At 72.6% G+C, this 19,037-nt stretch carries 20 protein-coding genes; 4 read left to right on the top strand and 16 right to left on the bottom strand.

All coding sequences use genetic code 11. From position 1 onward, the window contains the following. Positions 1-169: 169 nt before the first annotated feature. Positions 170-1,360, top strand: coding sequence for a methyltransferase domain-containing protein (locus ACFY0D_RS17565; RefSeq protein ID WP_390799133.1), 1,191 nt, complete (start codon positions 170-172; stop codon positions 1,358-1,360). Here ACFY0D_RS17565 and ACFY0D_RS17560 read toward each other — a convergent pair. From ACFY0D_RS17560 to tsaB, 4 genes are read right to left on the bottom strand one after another with little or no spacing between them, the layout of a single operon-like run. Further along, the gene (locus ACFY0D_RS17560) at positions 1,357-1,629 is read right to left on the bottom strand and encodes a hypothetical protein (RefSeq protein WP_390799132.1); all 273 of its coding nucleotides are present in this window, start codon (positions 1,627-1,629) and stop codon (positions 1,357-1,359) included. The two genes, ACFY0D_RS17565 and ACFY0D_RS17560, sit on opposite strands and share 4 nt — an antisense overlap. Then, positions 1,626-2,747: a tRNA (adenosine(37)-N6)-threonylcarbamoyltransferase complex transferase subunit TsaD gene (gene tsaD / locus ACFY0D_RS17555; protein ID WP_390799131.1), complete on the bottom strand. Its 1,122-nt coding sequence runs from the start codon at positions 2,745-2,747 to the stop codon at positions 1,626-1,628. Before tsaD ends, ACFY0D_RS17560 begins: the two co-directional genes overlap by 4 nt. Further along, the gene (gene rimI / locus ACFY0D_RS17550) at positions 2,740-3,219 is read right to left on the bottom strand and encodes a ribosomal protein S18-alanine N-acetyltransferase (RefSeq protein ID WP_202203724.1); all 480 of its coding nucleotides are present in this window, start codon (positions 3,217-3,219) and stop codon (positions 2,740-2,742) included. Before rimI ends, tsaD begins: the two co-directional genes overlap by 8 nt. Positions 3,220-3,239: 20 nt before the next feature. Further along, positions 3,240-3,902: a tRNA (adenosine(37)-N6)-threonylcarbamoyltransferase complex dimerization subunit type 1 TsaB gene (gene tsaB, locus ACFY0D_RS17545; protein ID WP_390799130.1), complete on the bottom strand. Its 663-nt coding sequence runs from the start codon at positions 3,900-3,902 to the stop codon at positions 3,240-3,242. A 119-nt stretch (positions 3,903-4,021) separates the two neighbouring features. On the opposite strand from tsaB, the gene ACFY0D_RS17540 reads away from it, so the two are divergent. After that, positions 4,022-4,576, top strand: a complete 555-nt coding sequence (locus ACFY0D_RS17540) for a hypothetical protein (protein WP_390799129.1) — start codon at positions 4,022-4,024, stop codon at positions 4,574-4,576. Positions 4,577-4,620: 44 nt separating this feature from the next. Here ACFY0D_RS17540 and ACFY0D_RS17535 read toward each other — a convergent pair whose 3' ends face one another. From ACFY0D_RS17535 to ACFY0D_RS17500, 8 genes are all read right to left on the bottom strand, one after another. Continuing rightward, positions 4,621-4,806, bottom strand: coding sequence for a hypothetical protein (locus ACFY0D_RS17535; RefSeq protein ID WP_390799128.1), 186 nt, complete (start codon positions 4,804-4,806; stop codon positions 4,621-4,623). Between the two features lie 115 nt (positions 4,807-4,921). Beyond that, a complete protein-coding gene (gene tsaE, locus ACFY0D_RS17530; RefSeq protein WP_351158424.1) occupies positions 4,922-5,488 on the bottom strand; it encodes a tRNA (adenosine(37)-N6)-threonylcarbamoyltransferase complex ATPase subunit type 1 TsaE in 567 nt (188 codons plus the stop codon). Continuing rightward, positions 5,439-6,698: an alpha/beta fold hydrolase gene (locus tag ACFY0D_RS17525; protein ID WP_390799127.1), complete on the bottom strand. Its 1,260-nt coding sequence runs from the start codon at positions 6,696-6,698 to the stop codon at positions 5,439-5,441. The genes tsaE and ACFY0D_RS17525 overlap by 50 nt, the downstream gene beginning before the upstream one ends. Continuing rightward, positions 6,643-7,779 (bottom strand): alanine racemase, encoded by a 1,137-nt coding sequence (gene alr / locus ACFY0D_RS17520; RefSeq protein ID WP_390799126.1) that lies wholly within the window; start codon positions 7,777-7,779, stop codon positions 6,643-6,645. Before alr ends, ACFY0D_RS17525 begins: the two co-directional genes overlap by 56 nt. 297 nt (positions 7,780-8,076) lie before the next feature. Beyond that, the gene (locus ACFY0D_RS17515) at positions 8,077-9,477 is read right to left on the bottom strand and encodes an NAD(P)H-hydrate dehydratase (RefSeq protein WP_390799125.1); all 1,401 of its coding nucleotides are present in this window, start codon (positions 9,475-9,477) and stop codon (positions 8,077-8,079) included. Between the two features lie 9 nt (positions 9,478-9,486). After that, positions 9,487-9,855 carry a holo-ACP synthase gene (locus ACFY0D_RS17510; RefSeq protein ID WP_189733332.1) on the bottom strand — a complete coding sequence of 123 codons (369 nt, stop codon included), beginning with the start codon at positions 9,853-9,855 and terminating at the stop codon, positions 9,487-9,489. A 29-nt stretch (positions 9,856-9,884) separates the two neighbouring features. Further along, the gene (glmS, locus tag ACFY0D_RS17505; RefSeq protein WP_390799124.1) at positions 9,885-11,732 is read right to left on the bottom strand and encodes a glutamine--fructose-6-phosphate transaminase (isomerizing); all 1,848 of its coding nucleotides are present in this window, start codon (positions 11,730-11,732) and stop codon (positions 9,885-9,887) included. 108 nt (positions 11,733-11,840) lie between these two features. After that, positions 11,841-12,602 (bottom strand): hypothetical protein, encoded by a 762-nt coding sequence (locus ACFY0D_RS17500; RefSeq protein ID WP_390799123.1) that lies wholly within the window; start codon positions 12,600-12,602, stop codon positions 11,841-11,843. A gap of 299 nt (positions 12,603-12,901) precedes the next feature. Between ACFY0D_RS17500 and coaA the strand changes: the two genes are divergently transcribed. Together coaA and ACFY0D_RS17490 are read left to right on the top strand one after the other, a co-directional pair. Further along, complete coding sequence (coaA, locus tag ACFY0D_RS17495) at positions 12,902-13,951, top strand: type I pantothenate kinase (protein ID WP_301367595.1); 1,050 nt, start codon at positions 12,902-12,904, stop codon at positions 13,949-13,951. A 23-nt stretch (positions 13,952-13,974) separates the two neighbouring features. Beyond that, complete coding sequence (locus ACFY0D_RS17490; RefSeq protein WP_390799122.1) at positions 13,975-14,937, top strand: DUF389 domain-containing protein; 963 nt, start codon at positions 13,975-13,977, stop codon at positions 14,935-14,937. A 14-nt stretch (positions 14,938-14,951) separates the two neighbouring features. Here the strand turns inward: ACFY0D_RS17490 and glmM are convergent, their stop codons facing one another. The 4 genes from glmM to ACFY0D_RS17470 form a co-directional block, all read right to left on the bottom strand. Continuing rightward, positions 14,952-16,310 (bottom strand): phosphoglucosamine mutase, encoded by a 1,359-nt coding sequence (glmM, locus tag ACFY0D_RS17485; RefSeq protein ID WP_384828586.1) that lies wholly within the window; start codon positions 16,308-16,310, stop codon positions 14,952-14,954. 135 nt (positions 16,311-16,445) lie between these two features. Next, positions 16,446-16,967 (bottom strand): 30S ribosomal protein S9, encoded by a 522-nt coding sequence (rpsI, locus tag ACFY0D_RS17480; protein ID WP_150258789.1) that lies wholly within the window; start codon positions 16,965-16,967, stop codon positions 16,446-16,448. 42 nt (positions 16,968-17,009) lie between these two features. Continuing rightward, positions 17,010-17,453, bottom strand: a complete 444-nt coding sequence (rplM, locus tag ACFY0D_RS17475) for a 50S ribosomal protein L13 (protein ID WP_008739660.1) — start codon at positions 17,451-17,453, stop codon at positions 17,010-17,012. 232 nt (positions 17,454-17,685) lie between these two features. Continuing rightward, positions 17,686-18,996, bottom strand: coding sequence for a glycosyltransferase family 87 protein (locus ACFY0D_RS17470; RefSeq protein WP_390799121.1), 1,311 nt, complete (start codon positions 18,994-18,996; stop codon positions 17,686-17,688). Between the last annotated feature and the right edge of the window lie 41 nt (positions 18,997-19,037).

Here is a 19,037-nt window from a genome sequence, read left to right as displayed (position 1 = left end):
CCTTTTTGTCGTACTAGCTGCATAGCAGCGCATCCTGGCACCCGACACACGGGCTCCCCGGAAGACACCGCGAACGCGGTCCCACCTTCCTTCGACTGGCCCACACCGTCCGGTCCGGGGACGCCCGCCCGCGCCGCCCCCGGGCCGGCCCGTCGCCGACAATGGACCCGTGACCCCCGAAGACTTCGCCGCCCTCCTCGCCCCCGAGGGCCGCGCCCTCCTGGACTCGCTCCGCGACTACGACCCCTCCCAGGAGCTGGCCGTCGCCACCCGGCTGCGCCGCGAGCACCCCGCCGCCCTGGTCTCCGCCGCGCTCGGGCAGGCCCGGCTGCGGCAGCGCGCGGTGGCGAAGTTCGGCGCCGAGGACGCCTTCCGGATGTACTTCACGCCCGGCGGAGGCGAGATGGCCACCCGCGCGTCCGTGGCCTCGTACCGGGCCGAGCGGCTCGCCGCCCTCGGGGTACGCAGCCTCGCGGACCTGTGCTGCGGCATCGGCGGGGACGCCCTCGCGCTGGCCCGGCTCGGCATCCGGGTGCTCGCGGTGGACCACGACCCGCTCACGGTCGCCGTCGCACGGGCCAACGCCGAGGCGCTGGGGCTGGCGGACCTGATCGAGGTCCGGGAGGCGGATGTGACGGAGGTGGACACCGCCGGCTACGACGCCGTCTTCATCGACCCGGCCCGGCGCGGGGGACGCGGCCGGATCTTCGACCCGGAGTCGTACTCGCCTCCGCTGTCGTGGGCGGTGGAGACGGCCCGTGCGGCGAAGTACGCCGCCGTCAAGATCGCCCCCGGGATCCCGCACGAGGCCGTGCCCGCGGAGGCCGAGGCCGAGTGGATCTCCGACCAGGGGGACGTCAAGGAGGCCGTGCTCTGGTTCGGGACCGCGCCGGGGACCGTGCGCGCCACCCTGCTCCCCGGACCGCGCCGGCTGCACACCGCCGACCCGCTGCCCGATCCGGCGGCCGGGCCGGTCGGCCGCTGGCTCTACGAGCCCGACGGGGCCGTCATCCGCGCCCACCTCGTCGCCGAGGTCGCCGGGCAGCTGGACGGCCGGCTGATCGACCCGACCATCGCCTACATCACCGCCGACGAGCTGCGCGCGACGCCGTACGCGACGGCGTACGAGATCACCGACGTGCTGCCCTTCGGCCTGAAGAAGCTGAAGGCGCTGCTGCGCGAGCGCGGGGTCGGGATCCTGACCGTGAAGAAGCGCGGCTCGGCGATCGAGCCCGAGGAGCTGCGCAGGAAGGTCAAACCGCAGGGGCCGAACTCCGCGACCGTCTTCCTGACCCGGGTGGCGGGAGCTCCCTCGATGCTCATCGGCGCCCCTGCACCGGCCCCCGCCGACACCCCCTAGTTCCCGTCGACCTCCACCGACTCGAACCGCCAGCGGTGCACCGCCCGCGTGATCAGGTCGGCCGCGGGTTCGGGCAGCTCGGGGAGGTCGGCCGACACGCCCTCGGCGGCCTCCCACCAGGTGATCACGAGGACCCGGTCCTGCGGGGCGCGGAACACCTCGCGGCGCACCGGCTCCCGGGCGAGGACCCGGGAGCGGGCCCACTCCAGCAGCTCGTTGCCCCGGCCGTCGGCGGCCCGGGCCTCCCACATCAGCGCGACGGTGCTCACGAGTACAGGTTGTCCTTGCTCAGTTCGTGCACGTGGTCGTGATCGTGGGTGTGGCCGTGATCGTGCGTGTGCGCGGTACCCGGCACGTGCGGGTCCGTCACCGGCAGCGAGGAGTCCGCCGACAGGTCCCAGTCCGATGCGGGCCGGTTCCGCTTGACCATCTCCGCACCCAGCGCCGCGACCATCGCGCCGTTGTCCGTGCACAGCTTCGGCCGCGGTACGCGCAGCACGATCCCCGCGGCGTCGCACCGCTCCTGCGCCAGTGAGCGCAGCCGGGAATTGGCCGCGACGCCGCCGCCGATCATCAGGTGGTCGACGCCCTCGTCCTTGCACGCCCGGATCGCCTTGCGCGTCAGCACGTCCACCACGGCCTCCTGGAAGGACGCCGCCACATCGCGCACCGGTACGTCCTCGCCCGCCTTGCGCTTCGCCTCGATCCAGCGGGCGACGGCCGTCTTGAGCCCGGAGAAGGAGAAGTCGTACGCGGCGTCGCGCGGCCCCGTCAGCCCGCGCGGGAAGTTGATCGCCTTCGGGTCGCCCTCGCGCGCGAGCCGGTCGATGACCGGACCGCCCGGGAAGCCCAGCTGGAGCACGCGCGCGATCTTGTCGAAGGCCTCGCCCGCCGCGTCGTCGATCGTCGCGCCGAGCGGCCGTACGTCGGAGGTGATGTCCGGGGCCAGCAGCAGCGAGGAGTGCCCACCGGACACCAGCAGCGCCATCGTCGGCTCCGGCAGCGGCCCGTGCTCCAGCTGGTCCACGCAGATGTGGGAGGCCAGGTGGTTCACCCCGTACAGCGGCTTGCCGAGCGCGTACGCGTAGGCCTTGGCCGCCGAGACGCCCACGAGCAGCGCACCGGCGAGGCCGGGTCCCGCGGTGACGGCGATGCCGTCGAGGTCGCGGGCGCTGACCCCGGCCTCCTTCAGGGCGCGTTCGATGGTGGGGACCATCGCCTCCAGGTGGGCCCGCGAGGCCACCTCGGGCACGACGCCGCCGAAGCGGGCGTGCTCGTCGACGCTCGACGCGATCGCGTCCGCGAGCAGGGTGGTGCCGCGGACGACGCCGACGCCGGTCTCGTCGCAGGAGGTCTCGATGCCGAGGACGAGCGGTTCGTCAGCCATTGCTCTCACTGCTCTCAGTTCGTGCTTGTGCGGGGTCGGTCAGTCGCATGACGAGCGCGTCGACGTTGCCGGGCTGGTAGTAGCCGCGCCGGAAGCCGATGGGCTCGAAGCCGAAGCGCTCGTAGAGCTTCTGGGCGCGGGTGTTGTCCACCCGTACCTCCAGCAGCACCTCGGCGCACTCGAACGCGGTGGCGGCGCGCAGCAGGTCGGTCAGGAGCCGGGCGCCGAGCCCGGTCCCCCACTGGTCGCGCGCGGCCGCGATGGTCTGTACGTCGGCCAGGTCGCCGGCGGCGGCCAGTCCGGCGTAGCCGACCAGCCGGCCCGCCGCGTCCTCGGCGACGACGTAGCGGCGCGTGGCCTGCGGGCCGCGTGCGTGGGCGAGTTCGGACCAGAACATCCCGGCGGACCAGGCGTCCTCGGGGAACAGCTCGTGCTCCAGTTCCAGCACGGGCCCGATGTCCCACCAGCGCATCTCGCGCAGCGTGTGGGGGGTCACTGCGGCGTGACCACCTTGTAGTTCTTGGGCACCTGGGCGTCGGGCCGGCGCAGGTAGAGCGGGGTCGGAGGCAGGAACTCCAGGCCCGCGGCCAGTCGTTCCGCGGCCAGCGAGGCCAGCGCGGCGGCCGACTGGTGCTCGGGGTCCCGGGCGTCCTGGAACACCTCGGGGTACAGGAGTGCGCCCTGGCCGACCGCGGGCAGGCCTGCGACCTGCTCGGCGATGTCGGCCGGGCGGTCCACGGCGGGCTCGCCGACGCGCGTGCGCGGGTCCTCGTACCGGGCCCAGTAGACCTCCTTGCGCCGCGCGTCGGTGGCGACGGTGAAGGGGCCCTCGATGCCGGCGGCCCCGGCGGCGTACGCGAGGCCGTCGAGCGTGCACAGGCCGTGCACGGGCACGCCCAGCACGGCGGCGAAGGTGGAGGCGGTGACGAGGCCGACGCGCAGCCCCGTGTAGGGGCCGGGGCCGACACCGACGACGACGCCGGTGACGGCTTCGAGCGTGACCCCTGCCTCGGCGAGGACCTTGTCCACGGAGGGCAGCAGGAGCTCCCCGTGGCGGCGGGCGTCGACCTGGTTCGACTCGGCGACGACGGACTCACCGTCGTGCAGGGCGACGGTGACGGCGGGCGTGGCGGTATCTACGGCGAGCAAGAGCACGCGAACAGCCTACGACTCCGGCGGCCGCACCCCTTGCGGCCGGTCTCGGAGCAGGGCGACTGCTACCTTTCGACGGGGTACCGGACGTGGTATCAGTCGGCGCGGAGAGGTGGAGCAAGGTGGCACGCAGCAGCTCGGGAATCGTGGCCGGGCTCACCGCCGCGGCAGTGGCCGTCGTCGGTTTCCTCGGCTACCAGGCTTCCGCCACGGCGCCCGCGCATCCCCCGAAGGCCGCCGCGCAGGAGCCGGCCCCCGCCGCGAGCCCGGCCGCCAAGCAGGACCCGGCGAAGCCGGTGGCCGTGCCCGAGGGTTCCGGCACCGGGGTGCGCGTCGTGTACTCGGTGGGCCAGAAGCGGGTCTGGCTGGTCGGCGACCCCGCGCAGCCGCCGAAGTCGTTCACGGTGATGCCGAGCACGGTGCACCCGAAGCCGGGCACCTACATGGTCGGGTCGCGCTCGGGTTCGGTCACCGGCTCGGACGGCGTGCCGATCGAGCACGTCGTGCGGTTCGCCAGCACGGAGGGTGTGGCGGTCGGGTTCAGCGCCCGTACGGACGGCGCGCTGCCGGAGCCCGACCCGAACAAGAAGACCGGCGGCATCCGCATGACCCGTGCCGACGGCGACGCGATGTGGGCCTTCGCGACGATCGCTTCGAAGGTCGTCGTCCTTCCCTGACGGATCGCCCGCGCTTCACCCGAACGGGTGCGGCCGCACCACTCCTAGGCCGCTTCGGATTCCGGAGCGGCCTCTTCGTGTGCGGTGCCGACCGGCCCGCCCGGGGTGGTGGCGTACTCGCGCGCGGGCGGCGTCGAGACGGCGGTGGCGGCCACGCCGGCGGCGAGGAGCGTCCACATGGAGACGGTGGACGGGCGGGGTTCGCGATGTGCTCCTGCTGGTGCCGACATGGCTGCCTCCTGGACCCGGGACACCGTACTTAGGCATACCTAAGAAACTCTCGGTACCATGTCACCACGAGGGCCGCCGACAGCGCAATATCTTGCCGACGAGTTGTCGGTACGTTTACTCCGAGAGGGCGCCGGCCAGGGCGTCCAGCCCGGCCCCGGCACTCCAGCGCGCCCCGACCCCGCGCACGAGGACCTCCCGTACGTCGTCCAGGACCTCCTCGTGGCCGACCGCCCGCGCGATGACCACGTGCAGCCGGTCGTCGGAGAGCTCCTCCACCTTGCCGTCGCCCCACTCCACGACGACCACGGACTCCGGCAGCGAGACGTCGAGGTCCAGGTCCTCCATCTCGTCCAGCCCGCCGCCCAGGCGGTACGCGTCCACGTGCACCAGCGCCGGTCCGCCGGTCAGCGAGGGGTGCACCCGGGCGATCACGAAGGTCGGCGAGGTCACGGCCCCGCGCACGCCCAGGCCCTCGCCGAGGCCCCGGGTGAGCGTGGTCTTGCCCGCGCCCAGCTCGCCGGTCAGCAGGACGAGGTCGCCGGGGCGCAGCAGGGCGGCGATCCTGCGGCCCAATTCCTGCATCGCGTCCGGGGAGTCGATGGTGATCCGGGTCTCCGCGCCGGCCGCGGCCTCAGGTGCCGGTGCCTGGCTGCGCTGTGCTTCCAGCGGTACTTCTTCCATGCCCGCCAACGTTAGTCGCTGCGGGGACGGCCGCCGCCCCGGTGCGCGCCAGCAGCTCCGTGAGCAGCCGCGTCACGGTCTCCGGGCGTTCCAGCATCATGAGGTGCCCGGTGGACTCCAGGACCACGAGGTCGGCGCCGGGGAGCGCCTCCTTGATGGCGACGCTGTGCGCGGGCGGGGTGATCATGTCCTTGTCGCCGGCTATGACCGTGACCGGCAGGTCCGCGAACAGCTGGAGCGCGGAGGTCTTGTCATGGCTCTGGAAGGCCGGGTAGAACTCGGCGACCACGTCGATGGGCGTGGCCTCGATCAGCCGCTCCGCGAACCGCGCGACGCCCGGATCCACGTCCCGGGAGCCGAACGAGTACATCTTGATCATTCCGGCGAAGAGGTCGGCGGTGGCCCGGCGGCCCTTCTCCACCAGCTCCACCTGCGAGCCGAGCGCCTTGAGCACGCCCGGCAGGAGTCGGCGCACGGCTCCCATGCCGGCGGCCGGGAGCCCGTACGTCACCTCGTCGAGGCGGCCGCTGGAGGTGCCGACCAGGGCCACGCCGACGACGCGGTCGCGGACGATCTCGGGGTACTGCTCGGCGAATCCCATGATGGTCATTCCGCCCATCGAGTGACCCACCAGGATCAGCGGCCCCTCGGGGGCGGTCGCGTCGATGACGGCCTTCAGGTCCCGGCCGAGCTGGTCGATGCTCACCGGCTCGCCGTCCGCCTGCGCGAGGCCCCGGGCGCTGCGGCCGTGGCTGCGCTGGTCCCAGTAGACCGCGCGGACCACACCGCGCAGGGCGGCGCGCTGGAAGTGCCAGGAGTCCTGGCCGAGGCAGTAGCCGTGGCAGAAGACGACGGTGGCCGGGGGCTCGGCCTTGCGCCGCAGCCGCCGCCGCTTGCCGTCGTCGGGGAGCTCGTCGAGCTCGTAGTAGAGCTCGGTGGCGTCCTCGGCCCGGCAGATTCCCTCGGCGCCGCGCAGGGACCCGTAGTCCCCGGCCGCGTCGAGTGCGAGGCGTGCCTTCATCCGCATGCCGCGCCCGACGGTGATCCGTTCGACCGCTACACCGGCCGCCGCGCCCGCGGCTATCACGCCGATGGCGGCGCCGGCCCAGCCGGCCTTGCGCCAGTTCTCGCTCACGCCGCCGCCCTCACTCCGCTCAGCCGCCCAGGTACACCCGGGGCACACGTGCACCGATACGGGTGACGATCTCATACGCGATCGTGTGCGCCGCTCGTGCCCAGTCCTCGGCGGTCGGTTCACCGCGCTCCGCGTCCCCGAAGATGACGGCCTCGTCACCCGCGCGGGCGTGGTCTCCCTCCAAGTCGACCACGAACTGGTCCATCGCGACGCGCCCGGCGACCCGGCGGACCTTGCCGGCGACGAGCACCGGGCCGAGGCCCGAGGCCTGCCGGGGGATGCCGTCGGCGTAACCGGCCGGGACCAGCGCGAGGGTCGTCTCGGCGTCGGTGACGTAGTGGTGGCCGTAGCTCACCCCGTGCCCGGCGGGGACCGTCTTGACCAGCGCGAGGGAGGCCTTGAGGGTCATCGCGGGCCGCAGGCCCAGCTGGGCCGGGGTGCCGAGCTCGGGGGCGGGCGAGACCCCGTAGACGGCCAGCCCGCAGCGCACCAGGTCGAAGTGGGACTCGGGCAGGGTCAGGGTGGCCGGCGAATTGGCGATGTGCCGGACCTCGGGCTCGACGCCCTCCTTCTCGGCGTACGCGAGCATGTCGCGGAAGGCGGCCAGCTGGAGCTGGATCGAGGGGTGGCCGGGCTCGTCGGCGCAGGCGAAGTGCGACCAGACGCCGGTGACCTGGACGGTCCCCTCGGCCTGGGCGGCGACGGCCGCTCCGACCAGGGCCTCCCAGTCGGCGGGCTGGCAGCCGTTGCGGCCGAGGCCGGTGTCGGCCTTGAGCTGGATGCGGGCGGTGCGGCCCGCCGCGCGGGCGGCCTCGCGGACCTCGTCGAGGGCCCACATGCCGCTGACGGAGACGTCGATATCGGCCTCGACGGCCTCGCGCCAGGGCCCGCCCGGCGTCCAGAGCCAGCACATGAGGCGCCCCTGGATCCCGGCGGCGCGGAGCGCGAGGGCCTCGTCGGGCGTGGCCGTCCCGAGCCACGTGGCACCGGCCTCCTGGGCGGCCTTGGCGCACTCCAGGGCGCCGTGCCCGTAGGCATTCGCCTTGACCACGGCCATCAACTCGGCCCTGGGCGCCCGCTCGCGCAGTGCGCGCACGTTCTCCCGTACGGCGTCAAGATCGATCTCGGCGTACACGCGCGTCGCTGTCTCGTTCATCGCCCCCAGTCTCTCAGAATCCCCGCCGGGCCTTGCGGCGGCTGGGCGAACCGGGGGCGAATGTCGCCCGGTGGTCGGCGCGCCGGGGCCGGCGGCCGCTGCGCGGAGCCTCTCCCCGCCCCGCCGTTTCGCCGCCCCGCCGTTTCCCGGTCTCTGCCCGGCCCCCGCGCCTCAAACGCCGGCGGGGCTGAATCTCCAGCCCCGCCAGGGGGCGCCTCCCAGCGGTGGCCGGGGGAGTTCGAGGCGCGGGGTCCGGGGGCGGAGCCCCGGTCCGTGAGGCGCGCGGTCGCGGCGGCGTCAGGGGTGGCTGGTGTCGCGCCAGGCGCCCGGGAGGGCCTCGGCCACCTGGTGGGCCAGGAGCGGGCCCCCGACGCGGCGGGCCGCCAGGCCGTGGAGGTACGCGCCCACCGCCCCCGCGTCCGCCCCGGACAGCCCGCCCGCCAGCAGGGAGCCCGCCAGCCCGGACAGCACGTCCCCGCTGCCGGCGGTGGCCAGCCACGGGGTGCCCGTCGGATTCACCCGAACGGCTCCGCCGCCCGAGGCGACCAGCGTCGTCGAGCCCTTGAGCAGCACCGCCGCCCCATACCGCTGCGCCAGCATCCGTACGGCGTCCAGCCGGCCCGCCTCCACCGACTCCCGCGACACGCCCAGCAGCGCCGCCGCCTCCCCCGCGTGCGGGGTCAGCAGGGTGGGGGCGCGCCGGGCCCGCAGCGCCGCCGCGTCCAGCCCGCGCAGCCCGTCCGCGTCGACCAGCACCGCCGCGTCCCCCGCCAGCAGTTCCGCGACCTCCCCGGCACGCCCCTCGCCCAGCCCCGGGCCGACCACCCACGCCTGCACCCGGCCGGGCCCGATCAGCGTCTCGGGGTAGCGGGCGAGCACCGCCTCCGCCGCCGGCCCCACGTACCGCACCGCGCCCGCGCCGCCCCGCAGCGCTCCCGCCACGGCCAGCACCGCCGCGCCCGGGTACTGCGCGGACCCGGCGACGATCCCGACCACGCCCCGCCGGTACTTGTCGCTCGTCGCCGTCGGCTCCGGCAGCAGTCCCGCCACATCGGCGTGCTGCAGGGCCTCCACCTCCGGCGACGGCAGTTCCAGTCCGATGCCGACGAGGTGCACCACGCCCGCGCGCGAGGCCCCGGGGTCGATCAGCAGGCCGGGCTTGTACGCCCCGAAGGTCACCGTCACATCGGCCGTCACGGCCGGACCCGCCACCTCCCCGGTGTCCGCGTCCACCCCGCTCGGCAGGTCCACCGCGACCACGGGGACCCCCGGCGGGATCCGCTCCACCAGCTCCGCGGCCGCCGGGCGCAGCCCGCCCCGCCCGCCGATCCCGAGCAGCCCGTCCAGGACGAGGTCCGCCCGCTGCGGGACCGACCGCGCGAGGTGTCCCCCGGCGGCCCGCAGCGCGGCCAGGCCGCCCGGGTGCATCCGCTCGGGGTCCATCGGCACGGCCGTCACCCCGGCCCCGCGCCGGGCCAGCCGGGCGCCCGCGTACAGCGCGTCGCCGCCGTTGTCCCCGGGGCCGACGAGCAGGACGACCCGGGCCCCGTACACCCCGCCGCGGGCCCGCCGCAGCAGCCCGGCGCACGCGGCGGCCAGGCCGGCCGCCGCCCGCTGCATCAGGGCGCCCTCGGGGAGCCGGGCCATCAGCTCCCGCTCGGCGGCCCGTACGGTCTTCACGCTGTAAGCAGTGCGCACGGACTACCCCTACCCTTCTGCGATCACCACGGCGGAGGCGACACCGGCGTCGTGGCTGAGCGAGATGTGCCAGGACTTCACCCCGAGCGCCAGCGCCCGCGCCTCGACCGTCCCGGACACGCGCAGCCGGGGCTGCCCGCTGTCCTCGACGTACACCTCGGCGTCGGTCCACAGCAGCCCGGCGGGCGCGCCGAGGGCCTTGGCCAGGGCCTCCTTGGCGGCGAACCGCGCGGCGAGCGAGGCGATCCCGCGCCGCTCGCCGCTCGGCAGCGTCAACTCGGCGTCGACGAACAGCCGCCCGGCCAGGTTCGGGGTGCGCTCCAGCGCCGCTCCGAACCGCTCGATCTCCGCTACGTCGATCCCGACGCCGATAATCACAACGACAACTCCACTGGCCTGGCCGACTACTACTCCACCGTCACCGACTTGGCGAGGTTACGCGGCTGGTCCACCTCGTTGCCGCGCGCCGTCGCCAGCTCGCACGCGAACACCTGCAGCGGGACCGTCGCCACCAGCGGCTGGAGCAGCGTCGGCGTCGCGGGGATCCGGATCAGGTGGTCGGCGTACGGGACGACCGCCTCGTCGCCTTCCTCCGCGATCACGATGGTCCGCGCCCCGCGCGCCCGGATCTCCTGGATGTTCGACACGATCTTGTCGTGGAGCACCGACCGGCCGCGCGGCGACGGGACGACGACCACCACCGGCAGGTCCTTCTCGATCAGTGCGATCGGCCCGTGCTTGAGCTCGCCCGCCGCGAAGCCCTCGGCGTGCATGTACGCCAGCTCCTTGAGCTTGAGCGCGCCCTCCAGCGCCACCGGGTACCCGACGTGCCGTCCCAGGAACAGCACGGTGTTCTTGTCGGCGAGCGAGCGCGCGAGTTCCCGTACCGGCTCCATCGTCTCCAGGACGGTGTCCACCGCCGCGGCGATGTCCGACAGCTCCCGGATCACGGCCTCGATCTCGTCGCCCCACTTCGTGCCCCGGACCTGTCCGAGGTAGAGCGCGACCAGGTAGCAGGCCACCAGCTGCGTCAGGAAGGCCTTGGTGGAGGCGACGGCCACCTCGGGACCGGCGTGCGTGTAGAGGACCGCATCCGATTCGCGCGGGATCGTCGACCCGTTCGTATTGCAGATGGCCAGCACCTTGGCCCCCTGCTCGCGCGCGTGCCGCAGCGCCATCAGGGTGTCCATGGTCTCGCCGGACTGCGAGATCGCGACCACCAGCGTCCGCTGGTCCAGGATCGGGTCGCGGTAGCGGAACTCGCTCGCCAGCTCCGTCTCGCACGGGATGCGGGTCCAGTGCTCGATGGCCAGCTTCGCGATCATGCCCGCGTGGTACGCCGTACCGCACGCGACGATCACGACCTTGTCGACCTCCCTGAGCACCGCGACGGGGATGCGCACCTCGTCCAGGGTCAGCGAGCCGCTCGCGTCGATCCTGCCCAGGAGGGTGTCGGCGACGGCCTTCGGCTGCTCGGCGATCTCCTTGAGCATGAAGTAGTCGTATCCGCCCTTCTCGGCCGCCGAGGCGTCCCAGTCGACGTGGTACGCCCGCACGGTCGCGGCCGAACCGTCGAAGTTGGTCACCGAGACGCCCTCGCGGCGGAGCTCGACGACCTGGTCCTGCCCCAGCTCGATCGCGGACCGCGTGTGGGCGATGAACGCGGCCACGTCCGAGGCGAGGAAGTTCTCACCCTCTCCGACGCCCACCACCAGGGGCGAGTTCCGGCGCGCGCCGACCACCACGTCCGGCTCGTCGGCGTGTACGGCGACCAGGGTGAAGGCGCCTTCCAGGCGCCGGCACACCTGCCGCATGGCTTCCGCGAGATCGCCGGTGGCCGAGAACTGCTCCGCCAGCAGGTGCGCCACGACCTCGGTGTCCGTCTCGGACTCCAGCCGGTGTCCGCGCTCGGCCAGCTCGGCCCGGAGCGCGGCGAAGTTCTCGATGATGCCGTTGTGCACGACGGCGACGCGCCCCGAGTTGTCGAGGTGCGGGTGGGCGTTGGCGTCCGTGGGCCCGCCGTGGGTCGCCCACCGGGTGTGCCCGAGCCCCGTGGAACCGGTCGGCAGCGGGTGCCCGACCAGCTCCTTCTCCAGATTGACGAGCTTCCCGGCCTTCTTGACGGCCGCCAGGCTGCCGTCCGCGAGCACGGCGACCCCGGCCGAGTCGTAGCCGCGGTACTCCAGCCGCTTGAGTCCGGCGATGACCACATCGAGCGCCGACTGCGCTCCCACGTAACCCACAATTCCGCACATAGGCCGCAGCGTACGCCGTAGTTGTCCGTCTGCCCCGTAGCGGAACAGGACGAAAAACCCGCCCCGGCGCGTGCGCCGGAGCGGGTTTGACGTGGGGTCGGGCGGGGCTCAGCCGAGCTTCTTGACCTGCGCGGCGACGATGGCGGTCGGCTTCTCCGCGACGCCCAGGGCCGACGCGGTGTGGGTGGCCAGCACGTTGCCCTTGCGGACGACGACGGTCTCGGTCGTGACCTTCGTGCCCTCCACGTCGGCCTCCAGCGTCAGGGCGATCGCCTCGTCGCCCCCGGTGGCCGCGGAGGACGCCACCTTGTCGATCTTGGTGACCTCGCCCTCCATCGTCAGCGAGAAACCGCCGGCGCACGCGGTGGCCGCGGTCTTCACGGCCGCGAAGGCCTCCTCCGCGCCCTTGCCCTCGTACGAGGCGAGGGTGACCGAGGTCCGGGTGCCGGCGAGGGCCTTCATCCCCGCGGCGGCAGCGTCCTCGGCGCTTGCGCCCTCCTTGGGCTTGGCGACGGCCTTCATCCGCGCCACACCGGCGGCCGTACCGACCGTGGCCGTGCCCTGCGTCCTGACCACGGGCTGGCACTCGGCCTTGTCGCCCTTCGCGGCCTCGCTGATCTCCACCTCGTTCTTCGGGACGGCGACGACCAGGTAGTCCGCCAGATCGGCCTTGGTCAGGATCAGGGCGGACAGCTCGGCGTCCGTCTTCGCCTTGGCGCCCGCGGCGGCCGGGGCCGACGACGAGGCGGGCGCCGACGGCTTGGCGTCGGCCTTGGTGTCGGCCTTGTCGGAGCCGCAGGCGGTGGCCAGCAGGGCCAGGGACACCGCGGACGCGGTCAGGACGGTACGACGGACAAGGGCGGTACGCACGAAAGATCTCCCCCATGGAGTGCAACAGCGGCAGGGCAGCCCGAACCGCGCCCCTCGGAGCGGGGCGTAGGCATGACTGCGGTGATCAACAATGTACGGGCCGGTGGATCACCCCGTCGCCCCAGGCCGCGTTCCCGGCCGATCGTGACCCGGACGAGACCCCAAGAATTTCCAATCGAAACCACCCGGCGTACAACCGGGGCCACACCGGCCGGGCCCTGCCCGGTATCAACCCCTCCCGCTCCGCACGTGACCGACCACACCACCCACAACCGCCCCGCAGCCCCGACAATGGCGGTGTGATCACTTCGCCGCCACGAAGCAACACGCCGGACAACGCAACGGAGCGCACCGGCCGGGACGGGCACCCCACCCGCCCCGCACACCGCCGGGGCCCCGAGGCCTCGCCCTACGTCGACCTCACCCGCGCCGAGTGGAGCGCCCTGCGGGAGCGGACCCCGCTGCCGCTGACCGCCGACGAGGTGGAGCGGCTGCGCGGCCTCGGTGACGTCATCGACCTCGACGAGGTCCGCGACGTCTACCTGCCGCTGTCCCGGCTCCTCAACCTCTACGTCGGCGCCACCAGCAACCTGCGGGGCACCCTCAACACCTTCCTCGGTGACGCGGGCAACGGGCACGGCGCCCAGCAGGGCACCCCCTTCGTCATAGGGGTCGCCGGTTCGGTCGCCGTCGGCAAGTCCACCGTGGCGCGCCTGCTGCAGGCGCTGCTGGCCCGCTGGCCCGAGCACCCGCGCGTGGAGCTGGTCACCACCGACGGATTCCTGTACCCGATGAAGGAGCTCCAGCGGCGTGGGCTGACCTCCCGCAAGGGGTTCCCGGAGTCCTACGACCGCCGCGCGCTCACCCGCTTCGTCGCCGACATCAAGGCCGGCAAGGACGAGGTGCGGGCCCCGGTCTACTCGCACCTGATCTACGACATCGTCCCCGGCGAGGAACTCGTCGTCCGCCGCCCGGACATCCTCATCGTCGAGGGCCTCAACGTGCTCCAGCCGGCCCTCCCCGGCACGGACGGCCGTACCCGCGTCGCGCTCGCCGACTACTTCGACTTCAGCGTGTACGTGGACGCACGCCCCGAGGACATCGAGCGCTGGTACCTGAACCGCTTCCGGAAGCTGCGCGCGACCGCGTTCCAGAATCCCTTCTCCTACTTCCGCAAGTACACGCAGGTCTCCGAGGAGGAGGCCATGGAGTACGCGCAGACGATGTGGCGGACCATCAACCGGCCCAACCTGCTGGAGAACGTGGCGCCCACCCGCGGCCGGGCCACCCTCGTCGTCCGCAAGGGACCCGACCACAAGGTGCAGAAGCTGAGCCTCCGCAAGCTCTAGCGGGCAGTCGCTAGGGTGCGAAAATGCTGCATCTGCGGATGATCACCCCACATCACCTCACCGAACGGGTGGTGGCGCTGATCGACCGGACGGTCGGGACCGCCCATCTGGTCGTGCTGACCGGCGCCGCCCGCGACCCCGAGGGCGATCTCGTCCTGTGCGACGTCGCCCGCGAGGCGGCCGACGAACTGCTGCAGGAGATGCGCTCGCTCGGCATCGGCGAGAGCGGCTCGATCGCCGTCGAGCACATCGACCTGTCGATCTCCAGACGCGCCGACGAGGCCGAGGAGGAGGCGCCGGGCGAGGCGGCCGACGCGGTGATCTGGGAGCAGCTCGCCGAATCGACGCACGAGGAGTCCACCCTCACCATCACCTACTGCGCCTTCATGATCGTGGCGACGATGATCGCGGCCTGTGGTGTGGTCCTGGACAACGCGATCCTGATCGTGGGCGCCATGGCGGTCGGCCCGGAGTTCGGCCCGCTCGCCGGCATCTGCACGGGCCTGGTGCAGCGCGAGCGCCGGCTCGCCGGGCGCTCGCTCCTCGCGCTGTTCGTCGGCTTCACGGCGGCGATCGTGGCGACGACGGTCTTCAGTCTGGGGATGACCGCGCTCGGCCTGTTCCAGGAGGGAATGCTGGAGAACCCCCGGCCGAACACCAGCTTCATCTGGCAGCCCGACCCGTTCTCCTTCGTCGTGGCACTGCTCGCCGGTGTGGCCGGCATGCTGTCGCTGACCTCGGCGAAGGCCGGTGCGCTGGTGGGCGTGGCGATCTCCGTCACCACCGTCCCGGCGGGCGCGAACGCGGCGGTGGCCCTCAGCTACGGCGACTTCGCCCAGATGTGGGGATCGGGCGCGCAGCTGGCGCTGAACCTGGGCGGCATCATCCTCGCCGGAACGGTCACCCTCATCTGCTGGAAACTGCTGTGGCGCACCCAGCAGAGCCGGATGCTCCGGAAGCCGGGTGCGCCACACGGGCCGGGCTGAGCCCGTCCGGATTTCTAGCCCAGCGCGGACTTCACGACGTCCGCGAGGCGGCCGGCGACCGAGCGGGCCTGCTCGATGTCGGCGGCCTCGACCATCACCCGTACGAGCGGCTCCGTACCGGAGGGACGCAGCAGCACCCGCCCGGTGGTGCCCAGCTCGCGCTCGGCGTCGGCGACCGCCGCGGCCAGCTCGGCGGAGGTGGTGACGCGGGACTTGTCCACGTCGGGAACGTTGATGAGCACCTGCGGCAGCCGCTGCATGACGCCCGCCAGCTCGGCGAGGGACTTGCCGGTGGCCGCGACGCGCGCCGCCAGCAGCAGGCCGGTCAGCGTGCCGTCGCCGGTCGTCGCGTGGTCGAGGATGATCACGTGGCCGGACTGCTCGCCGCCGAGCGCGTAGCCGTGCTCCTTCATCGACTCCAGCACGTACCGGTCGCCGACGCCGGTCTGCACGACCTGGATGCCCTCGGCCTCCATGGCCAGCTTGAAGCCCAGGTTGGACATCACGGTGCCGACCACGGTGTTCTCGCGGAGCTGGCCGGCCTCGCGCATGGCCAGGGCCAGCACGGCGAGGATCTGGTCGCCGTCGATCTCCTCGCCGGAGCCGTCCACGGCCAGGCAGCGGTCGGCGTCGCCGTCGTGCGCGATGCCGAAGTCGGCGCCGTGCTCGACCACGGCCGCCTTGAGCAGGCCGAGGTGGGTGGAGCCGCAGCCGTCGTTGATGTTGAGGCCGTTGGGCTCCGCGCCGATCGTGACGATCTCCGCGCCGGCCCGGGTGAACGCCTCGGGCGACACGTACGCGGCCGCGCCGTGGGCCTCGTCGAGGACGACCTTCAGGCCGTCGAGGCGGTTCGGGAGGACACCGATGAGGTGGGCGACGTACCGGTCGAAGCCCTCGGTGTAGTCGGAGACGCGGCCGACGCCGGAGCCGGTGGGCCGGTCCCAGGGAGCGCCGGTGCGGTGCTGCTCGTAGGTCGACTCGATGCGGTCCTCCAGCTCGTCGGCGAGCTTGTGGCCGCCGCGCGCGAAGAACTTGATGCCGTTGTCGGGCATGGCGTTGTGGCTGGCGGAGAGCATCACGCCGAGGTCGGCGCCCAGCGCACCGGTGAGATACGCCACCGCCGGGGTGGGCAGCACACCGACGCGCAGGACGTCCACGCCCGCGCTCGCGAGGCCGGCCACGACCGCGGCCTCCAGGAATTCGCCGGAGGCGCGGGGGTCCCGGCCGACCACCGCGGTCGCCCGGTGGCCCTCAAAGGTGCCCGCCTCGGCCAGTACGTGGGCAGCCGCCACGGAGAGGCCGAGCGCGAGCTCCGCCGTCAGATCCGCGTTGGCAACGCCGCGTACACCGTCCGTCCCGAAGAGTCGTCCCACTGTTGTCCTCCCGAGTTTCCGCTTCGCGTATGACCGCTTGTGACAGGTATTTGCCGCTTGTGGCGGTAAACGAACCGCCCCGGCAGCACAGAGAGTGCTGCCGGGGCGGTTTCGTTGCAGAACAGCAGGCGCAGATTAACGCTTGCTGTACTGCGGAGCCTTACGGGCCTTCTTGAGACCGGCCTTCTTGCGCTCGACCGCACGGTCGTCGCGGGAAAGGAAGCCGGCCTTCTTCAGCGCCGGGCGGTTGTTGTCCACGTCCGCCTCGTTCAGCGCACGGGCCACACCGAGGCGCAGGGCGCCGGCCTGGCCGGAGACGCCGCCACCCGAGATGCGGGCGATGACGTCGTAGCGGCCGTCAAGCTCAAGGAGCTTGAAGGGCTCGTTGACTTCCTGCTGGTGCACCTTGTTGGGGAAGTAGTCCTCAAGGGTGCGACCGTTGATCTTCCACTTGCCGGTGCCCGGAACGATCCGGACGCGGGCGATGGCGTTCTTGCGACGGCCCAGGCCGGCGGCCGGCTGGGGGTCGCCGAAGCGACCGGCAAGGGACTCGGAGGTGTAGTCGCCCTCGACGACGACCTCAGACTCGCTGGTGTACTCCTCGACGTTGCCCTCGAACTCGTCGACGGGGGTCGTCTCGGCGGTGGTCTCGGCCACGATGCTCCTCAGAATTTTCTACGTCTTAGGGGGTGGCCGGAACTACTGCGCGACCTGGGTGATCTCGAACGGCACCGGCTGCTGGGCAGCGTGGGGGTGCTGGTCGCCCGAGTAGACCTTCAGCTTCGAGAGCATCTGACGGCCCAGGGTGTTCTTGGGGAGCATGCCCTTGATGGCCTTCTCGACGGCCTTCTCCGGGTTGTTCGCCAGGAGGTCGTCGTAGCGCACCGAGCGGAGACCACCCGGGTAGCCGGAGTGGCGGTACGCCATCTTCTGCGACGCCTTGTTGCCGGACAGGTGAACCTTGTCGGCGTTGACGATGATGACGAAGTCGCCCATGTCCATGTGGGGGGCGTAAGTCGGCTTGTGCTTACCCCGCAGGAGGGCAGCGGCCTGGGTCGCCAGACGGCCGAGGACAACGTCCTGGGCGTCGATGACGAGCCACTGGCGCGAGATGTCGCCGGGCTTGGGGCTGAACGTACGCACGCGTATGCCTTCGCTTCTTCAGTGGTGGTATCCCAAGGGCGCAAGCCCCAACGGGAAGGTCCTGACAGGGTCACCACGGACGATCACGACAGCCCTCGTTCACAACGGGGACGCAACCCGCGCGAACTGCTGGTCATCGGTCCGGTGGACCGGCGCAAGGCCCTTTCACGTGAGAATGAGAAAGCCAATACGCATAACAAACCAGCAGGATACCCAAGCAGACCCGTACGGGTCAAAACGCGGTCCGCGATGCCGATTCTGCTGACGTCGCGGCGCACTCCGGTTCGGTCCTGGGTTGGGACCCCGCAGTTGTTACGGGCTCCAGAGTAACCCGCCCGGAGCGCAGTGCACGACGCGCCAGCACGATCACGAGCCCGCACAGGGTGGCGCAGTCCTTGAAGGCGCGCCGCTTGGCCTCCAGCTCGGACGGCCACGGAATGCCCGCCACCTGAGGCCCCAGCGCCGCCCAGAACCAGGGCGAACGCGCCGCCGCGTCCGTCCGCACCACCGACGCCATCAGCAGCGGCAGGACCACCAGCAGGTAGTGGTCGAAGGACGGCCGCGACACCAGAAATGCGGCGAGCATCACCATGCAGGCCGTCTCCACCAGGCGCAGCTCGCCCCCGTCGGTGTCCTCCCGCCGCCACCGCACCCAGGCCGCCCACAGGCCCGCCGCGGCCCCCGCGAAGGCCACCAGCACCGCAAGCGGCACCGGCACCCCCAGCCGCGGCAGCACGGCGATCGGCGAGGCGTCCCACGGCAGCGCGTACGAGTCCTGCCCCTGGAGCAGGAAGGGCAGGGTCTTGGTGAAGAACAGCGACGGGCTCGGCATCACCAGCGCACCGGCCAGCGAGAACCCCAGCGGCACCAGCACGGCCGCGGTCAGCCCGCGCCAGCGCCGGGCGACCAGGAAGAGCAGCCCGAGAGGCACGAGCATCGGCTTGCACGCGATCGCGAGCCCCACCACCAGCCCGGCCGACCCCCACGAGCGCCGCTGCGCGAGCAGCAGCGCCACCGGCAGGGCGGCCGCCGAGATGGCGGTCCAATTGCCGATCAGCACGAGGTTGATGTACGGCTTGTAGGCGAGGGCGAACACCGCGAAACCGCCGACAGCGAAGCGCGAGCGCAGCGGCACCGCGAATATCCGCAGCGCGGCCAGCCACCCGGCGCCCAGCAGCCCCGACATCCCGATCGGCAGCAGCCACCGCAGCACCTCACGCGGCAGCAGCGCCTCGGGAACCGCCATGATCACGGCACTGGGCAGGTAGAGGAAGCGCTTGTCCTCGTACGGGGACCCGCCCGCCAGCAGCGTCTCCGCGGCCTTGACCACGAACGCGTTGTCGGAGCCCCAGTTCGCCCGCAGGCTCGTGGAGACGGCGATCCCGAGGAGCACCGCGAGGGAGACCACCTGCCAGGACCGGGCGGCCGGCTGCAGCAGCCAGCCGATCAGCCTGTTCCCGGTCCCCCCGCCCCCCGTTCCCCCGTCCCCGGCGCCCCCGTCCCCGGCACCCCGGGTCCTGACGCCCTCGTTCTCCCACTTCATCAGCCAGATGCTAGGCCGCAGCCCCACGACGCCTGCCCCTC

It is taken from the genome of Streptomyces sp. NPDC001502, assembly GCF_042894785.1.
Taxonomy (GTDB): domain Bacteria; phylum Actinomycetota; class Actinomycetes; order Streptomycetales; family Streptomycetaceae; genus Streptomyces; species Streptomyces kutzneri.
The sequence above is the reverse complement of the archived record's forward strand: the minus strand, read 5'-3'. Positions and strand labels throughout refer to the sequence as shown.

Excerpts from the sequence above, each read along its gene's own strand:
- tsaD (WP_390799131.1), bottom strand. The coding sequence starts at position 2,747 with ATGGCTGACGAACCGCTCGTCCTCGGCATCGAGACCTCCTGCGACGAG.
- ACFY0D_RS17535 (WP_390799128.1), bottom strand. The coding sequence starts at position 4,806 with ATGTCGGCACCAGCAGGAGCACATCGCGAACCCCGCCCGTCCACCGTC.
- ACFY0D_RS17490 (WP_390799122.1), top strand. The coding sequence starts at position 13,975 with ATGCTGCATCTGCGGATGATCACCCCACATCACCTCACCGAACGGGTG.
- alr (WP_390799126.1), bottom strand. The coding sequence starts at position 7,779 with ATGAACGAGACAGCGACGCGCGTGTACGCCGAGATCGATCTTGACGCC.
- ACFY0D_RS17470 (WP_390799121.1), bottom strand. The coding sequence starts at position 18,996 with ATGAAGTGGGAGAACGAGGGCGTCAGGACCCGGGGTGCCGGGGACGGG.
- rimI (WP_202203724.1), bottom strand. The coding sequence starts at position 3,219 with ATGCGCTGGTGGGACATCGGGCCCGTGCTGGAACTGGAGCACGAGCTG.
- tsaE (WP_351158424.1), bottom strand. The coding sequence starts at position 5,488 with ATGGAAGAAGTACCGCTGGAAGCACAGCGCAGCCAGGCACCGGCACCT.
- ACFY0D_RS17525 (WP_390799127.1), bottom strand. The coding sequence starts at position 6,698 with ATGAGATCGTCACCCGTATCGGTGCACGTGTGCCCCGGGTGTACCTGG.
- glmS (WP_390799124.1), bottom strand. The coding sequence starts at position 11,732 with ATGTGCGGAATTGTGGGTTACGTGGGAGCGCAGTCGGCGCTCGATGTG.